Genomic DNA, 15,759 nt, shown 5'->3' on the forward strand with positions numbered 1-15,759 from the left:
CCTGATCGATAGCACCCACGCAGCTTCATCTCCCGTTCAGGGCCCGTGCGCCGCTCACCAGGCAGCCCGAAGTTAACACTGGAAACCCTTTCAAAAGCGCCTAACGTAACAGATCTGTGATCCAGAACAGTAAGGAGCGTGCGGATGACGACCATCATCAACTTCCTGAACACCGTCTTCTGGGGCTACGTCCTGATTTACGGCCTTATAGCGGTGGGGATCTATTTCACCATCCGATTGCGCTTTCAGCAGATCCTGCATTTCGGCGAGATGATCCGCTCGATCACCGCGGCACCTTCGACGGACCGGCAGGGCATCTCGCCGTTCCAGGCGCTCTGCACCAGCCTCGCCTCGCGCGTGGGGACCGGCAATATCGCTGGCGTGGCGGTGGCCCTGGTCCTTGGCGGCCCGGGCGCGATCTTCTGGATGTGGGTGGTGGCCTTCGTCGGCATGGCAACGGCCTATGCGGAATCGACGCTGGCGCAACTCTACAAGGTCAAGGACACAAGTGACGCTTCGGCCGTCTATCGTGGTGGTCCGGCATTCTACATCGCAAAGGGCCTCGGGATGCCTTGGCTGGGCGCGGTCTTCTCGGTCTGTCTGATCCTTTCGTTCGGACTGGTCTTCAACGCCGTTCAGGCAAACTCGATTGCCGACGCCATGGAGGGCGCCTTCGGTCTGCCGAAAATCGCGACCGGCCTCGGCCTCGCTGTCCTGACCGCCGTGGTGATCTTTGGCGGCATCAGGCAGATCGCGCAGGTGGCGGAATATGTCGTCCCCTTCATGGCCGGGATCTACCTGCTGGTGGCGATCATCGTCGTCATCATGAACATCACGGAAGTGCCGGCGATGCTCTGGCATATCATCGGCAATGCCTTCGGCTTCGCCGAGGCTGCGGGCGGGGTGGCCGGAGGTGTCGCCGCTGCCATGCTGAACGGCATCAAGCGCGGCCTCTTCTCGAACGAGGCCGGTATGGGCTCAGCGCCGAACATCGCGGCGGCGGCCACACCCAATCCGCACCACCCCGCCAGCCAGGGCTTCGTCCAGGCTTTCGGGGTCTTCATCGACACGATCCTCGTCTGCACGGCGACGGCGCTGATGATCCTGCTGTCCGGCGTCTATGTCCCGGGGGGCGAGCTGACCGGCACCCAGCTGACGCAATCGGCGCTGGCCGACCATATCGGCGCCGCCGGCCCGGTTTTTGTGGCAGTGGCGATCTTCTTCTTCGCCTTCACCTCGATCATCGGCAACTACGCCTATTCGGAAATGGCGATGTCCTTCCTGGGCATCGGCAGCAAGACCGGGCTGATGGTGCTGCGCTGTGTGGTGCTGGGCATGGTGGTCTGGGGCGCGCTTCAGGCGGTGGCGACGGTCTTCAATCTTGCGGATGCCTCGATGGGGCTGATGGCGACGATCAACCTGATCGCGATCCTCGCGCTTTCCGGAACGGTCGTGGCGCTGACGAAGAACTACTTCGAACAGCGTCGTGCCGGGCTGGAGCCGAAGTTCCGTGCTGCCGACCACCCGGCGATCTCGAAGGGCGTGGATCACGAGATCTGGGACTGAGCGCCTTTCCGACAGAAATGAAGCAGGCCGGGGAGCGATCCCCGGCCTGCTGCTTTCGATGCCTGCCTTCTCAGCTGTCGTAGCGCGCGAGGCCGGCGAAATCGAGCGCCTGGAGCAGGCTCTGCATGGTGGCGCTGTCTGCGCCCTGTGCCTGGACCAACACCCGCCCGCCGACCAGCGCGGAGAGCGAGCCGTCCTGTTCCAGCATGTCCTGGCCTGCGACTTTCACCACCTTACCCATCATCGCCATCATCTGCGGGTTGCCAAGGATGCCGGCCATCTGCGCCACCAAAGGGCTGTCGGCCGTCAGGGTCAGGGTGAAGCCACTCCCCTGGGCGTCGCTGTAGCGCGCCTGAACCGTATTCCCGGCCATTCCCATCAGTGCCATGCCTTCGGCGGCGGAGGCATCGACCTCGCGCGTCCAGCCCTCGGGCGGCTCCGGCAGGAAGCCCGCCAGCTTTTCGGCCTGAAGCGCCAGCACCGCCCTGGAGGCTGTGGTGATCTGCGCCGCCGTCCCGTTCAGATCACCCGCAGCATAGGCGGTCTGCGCCGCCGCAAGGGCATCGGTGACCTCATCGGCCTGTGCCGCAAGCGGAAGCGCAGCAAGGATTGCGGAAAGGAAAATGCGTTTCATCATCGGTCTCATTAAGGTTGAAAACTCAGTCACCGCTCCGGCGGGCATCCAGCACTGCCGTGAATGTGCAGTTTTCCATGCCCAGTTCCTTCGGCCCGCCCCTGAGCAGGATGTCGACCGTGGCAAGGGCCGTGGTCGCTGACAGCAGCGTGGCGCGGTAGCGCGCGGTGATCATCGGGCTGTCGGTCGCCTGAACCTCAGAGACGTAGTCAACCGGCCCGGTCTGGCGCCAGACCAGCGGGCTGCCGCCTTCGGACATACGGAACCTGTCCGGGTGAAAGCTGCCGCCCCAGGTGATCTGTTTCGCCGCCGCCATACCCGCAAGCATCTGATCCGCCGTTGGTTTAACCTGCGGCAGGCAGCTGCCGCGCGTGGTCAGGGGACGCTGGGTGAAGCTCCAGCGTCCATCCTGCGGTACCGGCGGATCGAACAGCGTGATCACGCAATTGCCGCTGCCGCCATAGCGGCGGTTCAGGTCATCGGGATGTTCGGTGCTCAGCGTCAGGGAACCGTCGGGGGCCTCGACGATCACATCCCCCGCGCCTTCTTCCAGCCCGAGGACCACAAGGGCCTCGGACAGGGTGATTTCTGACAGGCGGCAGGAACAGCCCTGGCCTTCCGTGCAGGAGGCGAGGATCATCTTGCCTTCGGCCTTTGCGGCCATGGGCGATGCCGCCAGGATGAACAAAAGAAGAAGGCGCTTCATTCTGCCCCTCCCTTCAGGCTGAGCGTCGGCGCGATGGCTTCGGCAGCGGCCCGAGCGGGTTCGGTTCCGACATGGCAGAGATCACCGGCAGCGGTCGCAATACAGGGGCCGGGCGCCTGTCGGATCGGGTTCAGCATGATCAGCGCACCCTGCGCGAGGTCATCTCTCAGGTAGAACCCCATCGTGGGAGTGTCGGCGCGAACCCCGCCCGCAGTTTCATAAAAGAACGGCTCATCCGCGCCCCAGCCGGGAGGCAGCGCAAAGCCAAGGCCCGTCGGCCCGTCCTCGAAACTGAGCGTGATACGGCTGGTGCTCCAGACCTTGAGTGCGACGGGGTCTGGACCGGGTGCCTCTGCGGATGCAGCCTCACCCGAAGCAGGCATCTGGTCCTCCCCCGCCGGGCTGAGTTCGGCGGAAACCGGAATGGTGAAGCGGTTCTCGCCACCGGCGACGACCTCAATCTGCCCGGCAAAAACAGTGTCGCCCGCATCGCCCCGTACATCGTAGCGGCCAGGCAGGAAATCGGCGCCCACCGGGCCGGTCACGCCATGATTCAGCACCCAGGCCTCGGGTGGCAACCCCTGCCCCGCGACCGGACTGGCCGACCAGGTCACCGCAAGGTCAAGCCCGCCGGTTTCGGCCGTGATCTCGATCGGAACGGGAGCCAGGGCGGCATCGGTGGCCGGGTCAGGCAGGGCCGCGCCCGCCGGAAGAACCTCGATGGGCCGGGTGGCGATCACCTGCGTGTCGCTGAGCTTATAGCGCAGCTCATAGAGCCCCGGCTCCTCGGGCATGGTCAGGATCAGCGGATTGGCGTCGCGGATATAGCCGTAGCTGACATAGCTGTCGCTGCCCGCCAGGGCGAGCTGGATGTTGTCGTAATCCGCATCCGGCCCGGTCCAGTGGATCGCGACCTCTGCCCCCGCCAGCACCTGATCGGGAGCGGTGATCGTAACCGGCGCCTCTGTTACCGCAATCGGCAGGGTGGCGATGACGGAATGGTCGCGGAACTTGTAGCGCAGTTCATATTCGCCCGGCTCACCGGGCATCACCAGCGAAACGGGGTTTCCGTCGGCCACATAAGCGTAAGCCCAGCGTTCGCCGTCTCCGGGCAGGCCGATCTCGACCGTGTCCAGCTCTGCTGCGGGTCCGGTCCAGCCAACCTGGATTGTCATACCGATGGCGGCCGAAGGCGGCGCGCTGAGCGTGGCATCCGGCAGCACCTCTTGCACGACATAGGGGCGGATCAGCATCAGCGTGCCCTCCCTGATCCCCGAGGCCCAGCCCTCTTCCAGCGGATAGGTGCTGTAATCCATCTCGGAAGAGGCGCCATAGGTGAAGCAACGCGCCTGTTCGACGAAGAGGCTGCCCGGCGGTTCATAACGCCAGGCAGCGCACTGGGCATCGCCTTTGCAGGCGGCGGCACATTGAAGGGCGGTACCATCCGCAGCGAAATCAAACGGGGCCAGCGAGACCTCTTCGGCGCCGGTGGTGCCGCCGGTCGGAGACAGGGCGATGCCCTCCATCAGGGCCGCACCGGGGAAATAGCTGCGGGTGGTTTTCGGGGCCTCGGGCAGTGGCTCGGGTGCCGCAACCGTCGCGGTCAGCGCATCAGACAGCGCCCCGGCATCCCCCGCCTCGAAATAGCGCCCGCCGGTCTCCTGCGCGAGACAGGCCACCTGCGCGCCCTCGGCCTGCGAGAGGCCGAAGCCGATCACATGGGCGGTGAAGTTCAACCCCGCCGCCTCGAGTTCGCGACCCAGGGCGCAGGGATCGGCGGAACAGGTCTCCAGCCCGTCGGTGACCAGGACGACGGTGGCGGCGGCTTCCTGATAGCGCAGTGCCTCGGCGGCCTGGCGGACAGCGTCGGACAGCGGCGTCTTGCCCAGAAAGCGCATCGCGCCGACCGCATCGCTGATCTGGCCAGCGGTGCCCTGCGCCGGCGGCACCATCAGTTCGATATCACCGCAATTGCCCTTTTCGCGGTGACCATAGGCCAGAAGCCCAAGCGCCTGATCCGGCGGGATCTGGCCCAGCACATCTCTTACCGTCTCGCGCGCTATTTCCAGCTTTGGCCGCCCATCGATCTGCCCCCACATCGAGCCGGAGCCGTCCATGACGATGATGGTGGCCGGGGTCTCCGCCCTGGCGGTGACGGCTGGCACGGCCAGCGCCGCGGCAAGGATCACGGGAAGAAAGGACTTCATGGGGCTCTCCGGCGTTCAATGCGCGAGAGCCTGGCCGCATTTCGGGCTCAAGTCTCGGGCCAGGCGGCACCAAACCAGGGCCAGACGGAACCGCCCCGCAGGTCACCCCCCCTCGCGCCAACGCTCCAGTGCAAGCGCCCGCATATCGCTGGGCGTCATCGCAAAGACCTGGCGGAAGCGGGCATTGAAGGCCGAAATGTCGCCAAACCCCGCCTCCAGCGCGATGCGCGAGATCGGCAGGCCTGTCAGCGCCGGATCATTCAGCTGTCTTTGCACCTGCAACAGACGCCGCAGGGCCAGATGATCGCCGAAAGAGGTGTCTGTCTCAGAAAAGAGCGATCTCAGATAGCGGGACGAAATGCCGTGACGCGCCGCCACCTGGTCGGCATTGAGGTCCGGCTCGGCAAGATGGCGGTCGATGTCTGCGCGGATCGCGCGCAGCCGCGCCACCCGCACGCCGCGCCCGCGCGCGATCGCTTCGGTGTCGCGGTCGGTGCCGATCGCCATCAGCACCAGATCCTGCATATGGGTGGCGCAGGCCTCCAGATCCTCGGGCGGCAGGTGCCCCGCCTCGGCATGAACGCCACGCGCATAGGTCAGGAGCAGGCGCCATTGCGGGGTTAACGCGATTTGGTCGCGCAGCGGCAGGCCGCCCGCAGCGCCAAGGACACCACGCGGGATCGACAGGTAGAAGCCATGCGTCTCGGGCCCGTGAAATCGGGCAATCCCGGGCACTTCGCTGGGATCAAGATAGATCTGCCCCGGCCGCAACTCCTGTTCGGCCCCGCCGCGCTGGCGGATGGTGAATCCGCCCGAAAAGGGAATGTGCAGCAAAAGATTGTCGCCGGTGCCGGCAGCCAGCGCCATGGTCCGATGCGTCACGCAATCGGAATGGGCGGTATCGGCCATCACCACCCCGCCCGCCAGCGCAATCGAGGTCCGGGACGAGAACTCTCCCTCGCCCGGCTCGATCTGCAACTGACAGATATGGGCGCAGGCGGCCTCGAATTCGGCTACCCGCCGCTGTGCCTCGAGATCTGAAGATCGCAGGATGAAATGGCTCATGGCAAGGGCCTGCTGTTTCGGAATGGGCTCGTTCAAAGCGAATAAAGTTGAGGCTGAAGCCCAAACGCCTTTCGTGCAAGAGCAGAGTGATCCAGATAGCAGATGCGCTTGCCGCACGTTACCTCAGGTGCCGAGAAACGTGTTGCGGCAAAGCAGACGACTGCGTCGGATAGCTCCGACGATCCGCTCCTGAAGCTGCCTGAGCGGAACCCCAAGGCAGAACCAAATTTGATTCTGCTGCGATACCAGTCGCATGTTGGCTTCCGGGTATTCGGCCACGCAGCATTGATCGATGACGACCGGCAGATAAGGGCCGACCTCGCCAAGCTCCGGCCGCCCCCTTGCCCCCAGCGATCCCTAGCGATCGCTGCGGCGCAGTTGTTACTCCGAGCCTTAGCTTACGTTCGTACGCTTGTGTGACGTGTTGATCCAGGACATCCGTTCCATGAGCCGGAACTTCAGCACATTCTTCAGCCCGCTATCGTCGAAAAAGTTCGGGGCGCTCAATGCCCTTCCGCAGCTCATCCAGTATTTCCTTGGAGATCGTCCACCATGCATATTTTCGATGAAGCATGGACCGGATCAGCCATACACAAAGACCGAACACTCTCACTGAATACGTTGAGCCGCGCCCTAACCGCAGTCAGATACTCTCGAACATGCGTCCGAGGACGATGGCACCAATCAGCAGGCCGACAGACAAGAGGGCGCAACAGAAACCAAAGCGGTTCAGCCTCTCTTCCGCCGATGCGGCCCCGCCGAGTTTCCTGAGCTTTTTGCTACGGAGAATGGCCAGGGCGGCGGCGGCCATTCCCATAAAGCTGACTGCCGAAGCGAGGAGAGTTGCCAGTAAAGCCATAGCTTCTCCTCTATATTTCAGGTCAACCGGCACGGTGAGCAAAATGCGGCGTCCGGTCAAGGCCATGCGCAGATTACCCCCTTCACGACCAGCTTAGCCCCATCGGATAGGCTATCTTGAAGCTCAATGACCGCATCGCTGCGATCCAGGCCGGCTGTTTACTGCGAAGCAAGATGGAAGGCAGCTTCCGAGGTTACATCAAGCAGCATAGACAGAGGTCCGCTGGCAGCAAAGTGCCATATGCGGCGATCGACCGCGCCTGCACCAACGCATTGAAACACCTAGGTTTGTTCGCCGCACTTTGGTTTTCATACGCGGCGGCCGAGCCGGTCTTCGCCGTGAGCACATCCCCGATGCCTGTGGAGGTGCAGCTTCTGGCAACAGCGCCTCAGCGGGCCTCATCCTGAAAGCCCACCTCCCGTCGCAGGCTTTTCGTCAGGCGGCGCATCTCTCCAGCCAGACCAGGTTGTCCCAAAGCTCAGCCGATGCGCCATCAGGGCCTTTTCCCTGACGCGAGACCTTCTCGGCACTCAGAATGATCCAATCCTCTGGCGCATCTGCGATTACTTCCAGTTCTTCGTCCACCGTTGGGAACGGATCTGCTTTCGCCAGCATCTCCGCACTCGCCCAGGGCGGCGGCGCAGCATGTGAGACGATCAGAAGATGGCCGCCAGGCGCGACCTGTCCGGCTGCCTCCCGCAGCACCCGGGCGCGCGGCAGATCAACATGGCTCTGGAAATAGAGCGCAGTGATCAGATCGAAAGGTCCGTCCGGCACGCCCTGACCCAGATCCCGCGCCTCGAACCGGGCGCGATTCTGCAGATCGAGCGACGCGGCGCGCGCCGTGGCACGGTCGCAGGCGACGACTGAGATGTCGACCCCGAGCGCCTGCCAGCCCTGCGTCGCAAGCCAGACGACATCGTCGCCATTCGACGAGCCGAGATCGAGAGATCGCCCCGGGGTCAGGCCTTCCGAGATCTGCACCAGCAGCTTGCTCGGCTGCCCCGACGACGTGCTGCGCTTCGTGCGGTAGATTTCGTCCCAATGCGTACGGGGATCGGTGTCGGTCATGGTAACCTCCTTGAATTTCGAACCGGCGGACTTGCAGCTATCAGCCTTCGGGCCAGACCAGCGAGCGGTGGAGCTGTGCCCCCGCCCAGGCACCATCGCCGACCGCGAGCGACACCGAATGCGGCACCCGGGCCGCATCGCCGCAGGCGAAGACGCCGGGCAGATCGGTCTCCTTCGTCTCTCCGGTCGCGATCTGCAGGCCCATCGGTGTCTCGATCAGCCTGCAGCCCATCTTCGCCGCCAAATCACTTGCCGGCGTGCAGCGTGGCGCGGTGAACAGACCCGCGAAGTTCAGTCGGCGCCCGTCGGTCAGCACCACCTCGGCCTCCGCTTCGATCTCTGCGATCAGCTGCCGCTCCACCGTGACCCCGCGACGGCCGAGATCCGCTTCCGCCTCGGCATCAAGGGACGTGACGCCGTTGGTGAACAGGGTCGTCTCGCCCCATTCCGGCAGCAGTTGCGCCTGGTGGACCGACATCGGTCCCGTTCCGATGACGCCGATGCGGCCCTGGTTCAGCTCGTAGCCATGGCAATAGGGGCAATGAAACACCGACCGCCCCCAGCGGTCTGACAGCCCCGGAATCGCGGGTAGCTCATCCCGCACCCCGGTCCCAAACAGCAGACGTCGCCCAGCGTGCCGGGTTCCCCCAACTGTCTCCACCATGAAATCGTCCTTCCGGCCCGAGGCGGCGATTACCCTGCCCTCCATCCATTCCAGCGTCGGATACGCCGTCAGCTGATTGCGGGCATTCGCATGGATGACCGCCGGATCGACCCCGTCCTCGCCCAGAAAACCATGCGAGTGGCTGGCAAACCGGTTGCGCCGCTCTCCGGCGTCGATGATCAGCACTTTGCGCCGGGCACGCAGAAGCTGCAGGGCGGCTGCCATTCCGGCGTAGCTGCCCCCGATCACGATCACGTCCTGCATCTGGTCTAATCCCTGGTTGCGCGCCTTTCCGCATGCCGCCGCGCGAAATCGGCGGCCAGATCGGCGAGGGTTACATCGGCGAAGCGGTCGAGCAGCAGCGCCTCCGCCTCGAGGAAGGCTTTGTCGAGCGCGGCATTCACCGCCTGTTCCACAAGGCATTCCGGGGTTTCGTTGCGATTGCCGATCGCGAAGATCGCGGGCTCGCCCAGTGCCGCATGCAACTGGCGCAAGTTGACGGTCTTCAGATCGGCGCTGATGCGCCAGCCACCCGCATGCCCCCGCTCGGCCGAGACCAGCCCCGCCTCGCGCAAGAGCCCCATCGTACGGCGAACGACGACGGGATTGGCCCCGAGGCACTTCCCCAGGGCCTCAGAAGTCATCGGCCCCTCATGCTCTGCCATATGGAGCAGAGCATGGAGGACGGAGGAAAGACGGCTGTCACGCTTCATGTAACTATACATGTTACGATTCGGGACGAAGGTCAAGCCTGAGGCCGAAGCTTTGCTGCACCAACCTCCGGTGCTGACTTGCGGAACAAGGCTTTATGTCCACCAGGTCGCAGAGCCGCTCCAGCTCTCGTCACCCTGTGTCGCCCGGCACTTGCTACCGTCAGCCTGTGGTTCCCAGAGCCTGCTCAAGCGCCGCACGCCCACTTCCCGCGAGCCAGGAACGCAGGTTGAGCAGTTCCGGGTTGATCTCGCGCATGGCATCAAGGTCGACCACCTCCGAAAGCGGGCCTTCTTCCAGGCTCTTCGCCATATGCGCGAGGTCCTGATTTGCGGCGAGAACATCATCGGGGAAGCGTTCATAGGTGATCGAACGTCCCGCGGCTTCAGAGAACGCCACCTCCAGCTCGCGCCCGGTCACCCGGTCGCTGGCAATCTTCATTGTCTTGCCGCCGAAACGGACCTTGTCGGCAAACACGGCGGAAGCAAATTTGCCGATATCTTCCACCGCAGTCAGGTGAATCGCCTGATCCCGCCGAATCAGCGACACCAGCCTGCCCTGATCCAGTCCGAAGCCCGGCCGCACCAGCATCTCCATGAAGATCATCGGCCGGATGATGGTGGCCGTGATGGGAAGCGCGCGGACATGCGCCTCGATGCGGGGCTTGGCGTCGAAGCGCGGCACGCCCGTCAGCACATCTCCCGCGCTCGCTCCCGAGGAGTAGAGGAGATGCTCGATGCCGGTTTCGGCTGCGATATCCGCAATCGCGATCCCATAGCGGACTTCGTCTTCAGCGGCCAGGTTGCCCGGCAATACGCTGAAGACGCCATAAGCGCCTCTCATGGCTGAGCGGATTATATCCCTGTCCTCGAATGAGCCCTGGATAAGATCAACGCCTGCATCCCGCAGCGTCAGAGATGCGGTCCCCGTGGCGTCCAGGACAAGCGCTCGAACGGGCCACCCTGCCCTCAGCAATGCTCTGGCGACAGATCCTCCCTGTCGCCCGGTGGCGCCGAAAACCAGAATGGGTCTTTTATCATTGGTCATGGGATACCCCCGCGTGGAACAAGGGCTATCCATATATACCAACGTAAACCCGCCGGAAGACGGCACATTTTCCTGCATCAGGCACAAGGATGATACCCATGGACACACAAATACATGCCGACAGCCCGCAAGCGTCTGAGGATAGCCGAGTGTTCAGGCCCGTTCCATCAAACGGGGTTTGCACTCTTCTGAGCGACAAGTGGACTATTCCTGTTCTTTGGCGGCTTTCACTCGCAAACGACTATCGGCTCCGCTTCTCAACGCTCAAGAAAGAGGTGGGCGGCGTCACGCAGCGCATGCTGACACTTACGCTCCGCAACCTTGAGCGCGATGGGCTGGTTGCCCGCTATTATTTCCCGGAAGTGCCGCCGCGCGTCGAATATGAACTGACCGACATGGGCATCGGAGCCTTGCGCGCCCTTGAGGGGTTCAACTTCTGGGTCCGCGACAACCTGCAGACCATCAGGGAACACCGCCGCGCTTACGACGAAGTGGCTTCGTAAGCCTTTATCATTCAAACTCTTTACGAGAAACTACGTCCCCTCGCCGCGTTTGACCAAACGGCCGGCTCAAAGAACGACGCTATGCGGCATCAATGGCTCTCGACCGGGCTCTTGAGGCCGAACAGGACGCGTCCTTCCTCAGACCGGCGCATCCTCGGGCACCCACCGAGCGACCGACATCGCATATTGTCCCGGTGGCTGGCCGACCTCGCGGGCAAAAGCCGTGTTGAATGCGCTGGCCGAACCATAACCCAGGGCCGCGCCGATCTCGGCCAGACTGCCGTCCCCTCGCCGCAGCCGGTCCTTGGCGAGGCTCATTCGCCAGCCGGTTAGATAGGCCATCGGTGCAAGCCCGACCTCACGCTCGAACCGCGTAAAGAAGGCAGAGCGTGATAGGCCCGCAGCGCGGGCCAGTTCCGCCACCGTCCAGGATCGCGCCGGATCGGAGTGCATGGCGCGCAAGGCGGTGGAAAGATGCGGATCACCAAGCCCCCGCAGCAGGCCTGGCGGGGCCGTGATGCCGCTGGATGCGCGGAAAGCCTCGATCAGCAGAACTTCCAGCAGCCGTTCCAGCACCACCTCGCGCCCCGGTCGTGTTGCCCGCGCCTCATCGGCGACGAGTCGGATCAGCATCGCGAGCCGCGCCTCGCCACGGATCACAACCAGATCGGGTAGCAGTGTCAGCAGAAGCGTGGCATCCCGCGCGCCAAAGGTGCAATGGCCGACAAGCTGCTGCGTCGTGACAGGCAGATCAGGATCACCGATGCGCACCTGCCCGGGCGCAAGCAGCACAGGCTCGGAGAACTGCCCTGCCGGCAGGACGGGATCAGGGCTTGAGATCGTGAAGCGCGTGGCGGCCGGGATCAGCGCGAAGTCGCCCACCTCAAGAAGGATCGGCGGGCGCCCGTCCACTTCAAGCAGCGCCTGCCCCGCAAGGGTCAGGTTGTAGAAGACGATGCTGTCCTCATCCCGGCGCACCCGCCAGGCACCAGAAGCGCTGGCGATCTTGGCATAGGGCGCACCGGGGCGGAGCAAGGTCACGATCTGGGTCAGCGGATCGGTCATAGTGAGTTCAGTTTGGACGGTGAGTAAATCATCATGGACTTCGGATTATAGGTCGTCGCCCTCAGGATGGCTAGATCGGGAGGGCAACTGAGAAAGGACTTCCCCATGCCCACCATTCTGATCACCGGCTGCTCCTCGGGCTTCGGCCTGGAAACCGCGCGGCACTTCCTGACCGAAGGCTGGAACGTCATCGCGACGATGCGAACCCCGAAAGCTGATCTCCTTCCTGCCTCCGACCGGCTGACGATCCTGCCACTGGACGTCACCGACGCCGCAAGCATCGCCTCGGCGGTGGCAGCCGCTGGCGAGATCGACGTGCTGGTGAACAATGCCGGTATCGGCTGGCTGAACGCGGTTGAAGGCACGTCGATCAACGTCGTGCGCGACATCTTCGAGACCAACACTTTCGGCACCATTGCCATGATCCAGGCCGTGCTGCCGCAGTTTCGCGCACGCGGCGCGGGGGTCATCATCAACGTGACCTCCAGCGTGACGCTGAAGACTTACGACCTGCTGTCGGTCTATACCGCCAGCAAGGCGGCGGTGAACGCGCTGACCGAAGTGATGGCGCTGGAACTCGCCCCGTTCGGGATCCGCGCCCATGTCGTGCTGCCGGGCCAGGCGCCGGGCACCGCCTTTGGCGCTAATGCCCGCGAACGTCTGACGCAGGCCGGCGGCTTTCCGGAACCCTACAACGAGATGGTTCAGGCGGTCTTCGCGCGGCTGGCCAGCGGGTCAGAAGATGAGTTGACCAAGGCAGAGGATGTGGCTGCGGCGATTTCGCGCGTCGCGACCGACCCGACCGCACCCATGCGCGTACCCGCAGGAGCGGATGCCGTGGAGTTGTTCAAGGGCTGAGTTCACGTCACAAGGGGCGCACTGAAGCTCAGCGCGACACGGCGCTGGAGTTACTCCCGGAGCGGCGCAGATGCAGAATCTGCGCCGTCAGCCCGATGACGAGCAGGGCGAGCAGCGTGCCGAGCGCGCCCAACAGGATCGGCGAGTCCGGTCCCTTCGCGATGGGATTGAGATTTGGCACCCGGGTCAGGGTCTCGTTGACCGACGGCACCAGCAACAGGAAGACCGTCAAGCTCAGAAAGATGGTCTCAAGGTAGCGGGCGGCGCGGCCAAGTGCCGGCACGCGTCCGACCGTATAGCCCGCGACAAGCAGCACCAGGGTCACGGCGCCAACCCAGATGCTGACCGGCTGTTTTGCGATCAGAAAGACCGTCAGCCCGCCGATCGCCATGAAGATGAACCAGGCCACACCAGCACCGGATCGGGGCACGATCCTCCCGTGGCGGGCGAGCATCCAAAACGCAAGCGGAATGGCCGGCGCACTTCCAGAAATTCCTGCCTGTGCATCAGCAGGACTGGCACGATCCAAAATCCCTTTCAGCATAAAGGGATTTTCTCTCAACCACACATCCGATTGAACATCTGCCATCGACGCCGAAGGGGAGAACAGGCCGTCTTCGCGAGTTGCTGAAGATTGCTTCAGGGCCTGTAAGCGTCCAGTGCGCTTACCTACCTTACCCTGTGATCTGCCAAGCAGACAGCAGGGTAAGGACTGCCGCTACGATCATCTGCACCTCTTCAGGCAGCCCTATGACCCGTTTCGCATCTGTCAGGTCCAGAACCCACTCTCCGGCCTCATACAGGCGCTCTGCCGCCACGCCTTCCATGGGAGCAACCGGCCATGCGAGGAGAAGCGTTGCAAGCAGTTCGACAGCGATCCGCTCGGCCTGCAATTCCTGATCCTTGATCGCTTCGCGCAGGGCCGGAACAGCCTGGTGCAGAGACAGCAGATCGGGCGCCTTCATTCTCCTGCGAATACGGCGCAGGGGCGCGATCACCTCCTGCCGCCAGGGAGCGCAACTTCGCTCCAGCAGCGCCAGTGCCTCGCGATCCATCCGGCGCCCCGTCGCCACGGCATGAAGCACCGCCAGGAACAGCGGGACATCAAGCCCATATACCTCCTGCAGGCGCAGGCAGGCGGGCGCGACATCCGGCAGGTCATAGACTGCCAGCATGAAGTCCCATAGCTTCTGGCCTTCACAACTCTTCTGCATCGCTCCCCGGTCCTGTGTGGCTTTGCCTTGTTGTAGCATTTCAGATCAGGCGTCGCACGGCCTTTGCCGCAGCCTCCCTCACGGCGTCCCGATCCCGGTGCCGCCCCTCTTGCACGAGATGCACGCCATGGGCCCAGACATCGCTGACCCCGACCCCCTTGCCGAAGATCCAGCGGTCCGGCAGACTGCCGGCCTCTTCCAGCCCCATCGGATCCTGCAGCGCAACCAGATCCGCAGGCGCGCCTGCGGCAAGCTCTGGCACCGGCACGCCAAGCGCCCGCGCGCCGCCTTTCAGGGCTGCGGTAAAGAGGGCGGTGCCGGTTGAACCGGCCTCGGCGCAGATATTGCGGCCCCGGAGCGAAAGGCGCTGCGAATATTCCAGCATCCGCAATTCATCGGCAACCGAAATGGCAATATTGCTGTCGGTGCCGATGCCGAAATACCCGCCGGCGGCCAGGAAATCGGGGGCCGGAAAAATGCCATCGCCCAGATTGGCCTCTGTAACTGGGCAAAGCCCCGCCACAGCACCGCTGCGGGCAAGGGCTGCGGTCTCGGCTTCGGTCAGATGGGTCGCGTGGATCAGGCACCAGTCCGGCCCGACCGCATTGGTGTCCATCAGCCATTCGACCGGCCGCGCGCCGCTATGGGCAAGGCAGTCCGCGACCTCCTTCTCCTGCTCGGCGATATGGATGTGCAGCGGGCGGCCCGGCCAGGTCGCGGCGAGATGCGCAATCTCTTGCGGCGTGGCGGCGCGCAGCGAATGCGGCGCAAGGCCCAGACGGTCCTGGGGACGGGTGAGACTTGTCTCGCAAAGCTGCATCAGCCGCCCGAAGGCATCAATATCATGCAAGAAGCGGCGCTGGCCTTCGCCCGCCGGCGCCGGGCCGAAGCCGCCATGGGCGTAGAAAACCGGCAAATGCGTCAGCGCGATGCCGGTGTCTTGCGTGGCGGCAAAGATACGGCGCGACATCTCGGCCGGATCGTCATAGGGGCGACCATCGGGGGCGTGATGCAGATAGTGGAACTCTCCGAGGCGGGTATATCCCGCTTCAAGCATCTCGACACAGGCCAGCGCGGCGATGGCCTGCATTCCGTCAGGATCGAGCTGCAGCGCAAAGCGATACATCATCTCGCGCCAGGTCCAGAAGCTGTCACGCCCTGGCCCGCGCCATTCGGTCAGCCCCGAAAAGCCACGCTGGAAGGCATGGCTGTGCAGGTCAGGCATCCCCGGGATCAGGGCTGCAACCCGCATGTCACCAGGCAGTGGCGTGCTTTCCGCCGTGACCGAGGCCAGATTGCCCCCCGCGATCACCAGCGAGACATCCTTTGCCCAGCCCCCCGGCAACAATGCCGCCGCCGCATGAATACGCATATCCGAACCCTCCGCCGATGCCCGCCCTGGAAAATCATGAGTCTCATTATGTATATACTTGATTTCCATTTCAGGGAAGGGCAACCTTTGCTCAGGAAAGGGCGAGCGGCCTGATTCCGTGCAGTCCCGCAGCGCCGCCCCGGATCCGGCCCCGATCTGGCCAGGCAAGAGCAACAGGAACAGGACCGAACTGCCATGACGCGAACGCTCTGGACGA

General features: G+C 63.9%; 17 protein-coding genes. 4 read left to right on the top strand and 13 right to left on the bottom strand.

Annotated features, from left to right (window positions below):
* Positions 1-144 precede the first annotated feature (144 nt).
* On the top strand, positions 145-1,566 hold the full coding sequence (locus tag AC4FS3_RS03530) for an alanine/glycine:cation symporter family protein (protein ID WP_491019410.1): 1,422 nt from the start codon (positions 145-147) through the stop codon (positions 1,564-1,566).
* 70 nt (positions 1,567-1,636) lie between these two features.
* On the opposite strand, the gene AC4FS3_RS03535 is transcribed toward AC4FS3_RS03530, so the two are convergent.
* The 5 genes from AC4FS3_RS03535 to AC4FS3_RS03555 all read right to left on the bottom strand — a co-directional run bounded on the left by AC4FS3_RS03535 (position 1,637) and on the right by AC4FS3_RS03555 (position 7,103).
* The gene (locus tag AC4FS3_RS03535) at positions 1,637-2,200 is read right to left on the bottom strand and encodes a hypothetical protein (protein WP_491019411.1); all 564 of its coding nucleotides are present in this window, start codon (positions 2,198-2,200) and stop codon (positions 1,637-1,639) included.
* 25 nt (positions 2,201-2,225) lie between these two features.
* A complete protein-coding gene (locus AC4FS3_RS03540; RefSeq protein ID WP_491019412.1) occupies positions 2,226-2,906 on the bottom strand; it encodes a hypothetical protein in 681 nt (226 codons plus the stop codon).
* Positions 2,903-5,113, bottom strand: a complete 2,211-nt coding sequence (locus AC4FS3_RS03545; RefSeq protein WP_491019413.1) for a vWA domain-containing protein — start codon at positions 5,111-5,113, stop codon at positions 2,903-2,905. Before AC4FS3_RS03545 ends, AC4FS3_RS03540 begins: the two co-directional genes overlap by 4 nt.
* A 102-nt stretch (positions 5,114-5,215) precedes the next feature.
* A complete protein-coding gene (locus AC4FS3_RS03550) occupies positions 5,216-6,178 on the bottom strand; it encodes a helix-turn-helix transcriptional regulator (protein WP_491019414.1) in 963 nt (320 codons plus the stop codon).
* Positions 6,179-6,821: 643 nt separating this feature from the next.
* A complete protein-coding gene (locus AC4FS3_RS03555) occupies positions 6,822-7,103 on the bottom strand; it encodes a hypothetical protein (RefSeq protein WP_491019415.1) in 282 nt (93 codons plus the stop codon).
* Positions 7,104-7,153: 50 nt separating this feature from the next.
* On the opposite strand from AC4FS3_RS03555, the gene AC4FS3_RS03560 reads away from it, so the two are divergent.
* Complete coding sequence (locus AC4FS3_RS03560; protein ID WP_491019416.1) at positions 7,154-7,444, top strand: hypothetical protein; 291 nt, start codon at positions 7,154-7,156, stop codon at positions 7,442-7,444.
* A gap of 28 nt (positions 7,445-7,472) precedes the next feature.
* On the opposite strand, the gene AC4FS3_RS03565 is transcribed toward AC4FS3_RS03560, so the two are convergent.
* From AC4FS3_RS03565 to AC4FS3_RS03580, 4 genes are all read right to left on the bottom strand, one after another.
* Positions 7,473-8,108, bottom strand: a complete 636-nt coding sequence (locus tag AC4FS3_RS03565) for a class I SAM-dependent methyltransferase (RefSeq protein WP_491019417.1) — start codon at positions 8,106-8,108, stop codon at positions 7,473-7,475.
* A 40-nt stretch (positions 8,109-8,148) separates the two neighbouring features.
* A complete protein-coding gene (locus AC4FS3_RS03570; protein WP_491019418.1) occupies positions 8,149-9,036 on the bottom strand; it encodes an NAD(P)/FAD-dependent oxidoreductase in 888 nt (295 codons plus the stop codon).
* A gap of 5 nt (positions 9,037-9,041) precedes the next feature.
* On the bottom strand, positions 9,042-9,497 hold the full coding sequence (locus tag AC4FS3_RS03575) for an RrF2 family transcriptional regulator (protein WP_491019419.1): 456 nt from the start codon (positions 9,495-9,497) through the stop codon (positions 9,042-9,044).
* A 148-nt stretch (positions 9,498-9,645) separates the two neighbouring features.
* Positions 9,646-10,530, bottom strand: a complete 885-nt coding sequence (locus tag AC4FS3_RS03580) for an NmrA/HSCARG family protein (protein ID WP_491019420.1) — start codon at positions 10,528-10,530, stop codon at positions 9,646-9,648.
* Between the two features lie 149 nt (positions 10,531-10,679).
* On the opposite strand from AC4FS3_RS03580, the gene AC4FS3_RS03585 reads away from it, so the two are divergent.
* Positions 10,680-11,033, top strand: a complete 354-nt coding sequence (locus AC4FS3_RS03585; RefSeq protein WP_491019421.1) for a winged helix-turn-helix transcriptional regulator — start codon at positions 10,680-10,682, stop codon at positions 11,031-11,033.
* 138 nt (positions 11,034-11,171) lie between these two features.
* On the opposite strand, the gene AC4FS3_RS03590 is transcribed toward AC4FS3_RS03585, so the two are convergent.
* A complete protein-coding gene (locus AC4FS3_RS03590) occupies positions 11,172-12,098 on the bottom strand; it encodes an AraC family transcriptional regulator (RefSeq protein WP_491019422.1) in 927 nt (308 codons plus the stop codon).
* Positions 12,099-12,203: 105 nt separating this feature from the next.
* Between AC4FS3_RS03590 and AC4FS3_RS03595 the strand changes: the two genes are divergently transcribed.
* Positions 12,204-12,956, top strand: a complete 753-nt coding sequence (locus tag AC4FS3_RS03595) for an SDR family oxidoreductase (RefSeq protein WP_491019423.1) — start codon at positions 12,204-12,206, stop codon at positions 12,954-12,956.
* A 28-nt stretch (positions 12,957-12,984) separates the two neighbouring features.
* Here the strand turns inward: AC4FS3_RS03595 and AC4FS3_RS03600 are convergent, their stop codons facing one another.
* From AC4FS3_RS03600 to AC4FS3_RS03610, 3 genes are all read right to left on the bottom strand, one after another.
* Positions 12,985-13,500, bottom strand: coding sequence for a hypothetical protein (locus AC4FS3_RS03600; protein ID WP_491019424.1), 516 nt, complete (start codon positions 13,498-13,500; stop codon positions 12,985-12,987).
* A gap of 130 nt (positions 13,501-13,630) precedes the next feature.
* Positions 13,631-14,170, bottom strand: coding sequence for a TIGR02444 family protein (locus tag AC4FS3_RS03605; RefSeq protein ID WP_491019425.1), 540 nt, complete (start codon positions 14,168-14,170; stop codon positions 13,631-13,633).
* Between the two features lie 40 nt (positions 14,171-14,210).
* The gene (locus AC4FS3_RS03610; protein WP_491019426.1) at positions 14,211-15,542 is read right to left on the bottom strand and encodes a formimidoylglutamate deiminase; all 1,332 of its coding nucleotides are present in this window, start codon (positions 15,540-15,542) and stop codon (positions 14,211-14,213) included.
* Positions 15,543-15,759 lie beyond the last annotated feature (217 nt).

It is taken from the genome of Pseudogemmobacter sp. TB195 (genome assembly GCF_058313095.1).

Bases quoted from the DNA above. Each gene is read 5' to 3' on its own strand.
- AC4FS3_RS03565 (WP_491019417.1), bottom strand. From the start codon at position 8,108: ATGACCGACACCGATCCCCGTACGCATTGGGACGAAATCTACCGCACG.
- AC4FS3_RS03570 (WP_491019418.1), bottom strand. From the start codon at position 9,036: ATGCAGGACGTGATCGTGATCGGGGGCAGCTACGCCGGAATGGCAGCC.
- AC4FS3_RS03535 (WP_491019411.1), bottom strand. From the start codon at position 2,200: ATGAAACGCATTTTCCTTTCCGCAATCCTTGCTGCGCTTCCGCTTGCG.
- AC4FS3_RS03540 (WP_491019412.1), bottom strand. From the start codon at position 2,906: ATGAAGCGCCTTCTTCTTTTGTTCATCCTGGCGGCATCGCCCATGGCC.
- AC4FS3_RS03605 (WP_491019425.1), bottom strand. From the start codon at position 14,170: ATGCAGAAGAGTTGTGAAGGCCAGAAGCTATGGGACTTCATGCTGGCA.
- AC4FS3_RS03610 (WP_491019426.1), bottom strand. From the start codon at position 15,542: ATGCGTATTCATGCGGCGGCGGCATTGTTGCCGGGGGGCTGGGCAAAG.
- AC4FS3_RS03595 (WP_491019423.1), top strand. From the start codon at position 12,204: ATGCCCACCATTCTGATCACCGGCTGCTCCTCGGGCTTCGGCCTGGAA.
- AC4FS3_RS03550 (WP_491019414.1), bottom strand. From the start codon at position 6,178: ATGAGCCATTTCATCCTGCGATCTTCAGATCTCGAGGCACAGCGGCGG.
- AC4FS3_RS03580 (WP_491019420.1), bottom strand. From the start codon at position 10,530: ATGACCAATGATAAAAGACCCATTCTGGTTTTCGGCGCCACCGGGCGA.
- AC4FS3_RS03600 (WP_491019424.1), bottom strand. From the start codon at position 13,500: ATGCTGAAAGGGATTTTGGATCGTGCCAGTCCTGCTGATGCACAGGCA.
- AC4FS3_RS03530 (WP_491019410.1), top strand. From the start codon at position 145: ATGACGACCATCATCAACTTCCTGAACACCGTCTTCTGGGGCTACGTC.
- AC4FS3_RS03575 (WP_491019419.1), bottom strand. From the start codon at position 9,497: ATGTATAGTTACATGAAGCGTGACAGCCGTCTTTCCTCCGTCCTCCAT.
- AC4FS3_RS03555 (WP_491019415.1), bottom strand. From the start codon at position 7,103: ATGGCCTTGACCGGACGCCGCATTTTGCTCACCGTGCCGGTTGACCTG.
- AC4FS3_RS03590 (WP_491019422.1), bottom strand. From the start codon at position 12,098: ATGACCGATCCGCTGACCCAGATCGTGACCTTGCTCCGCCCCGGTGCG.
- AC4FS3_RS03545 (WP_491019413.1), bottom strand. From the start codon at position 5,113: ATGAAGTCCTTTCTTCCCGTGATCCTTGCCGCGGCGCTGGCCGTGCCA.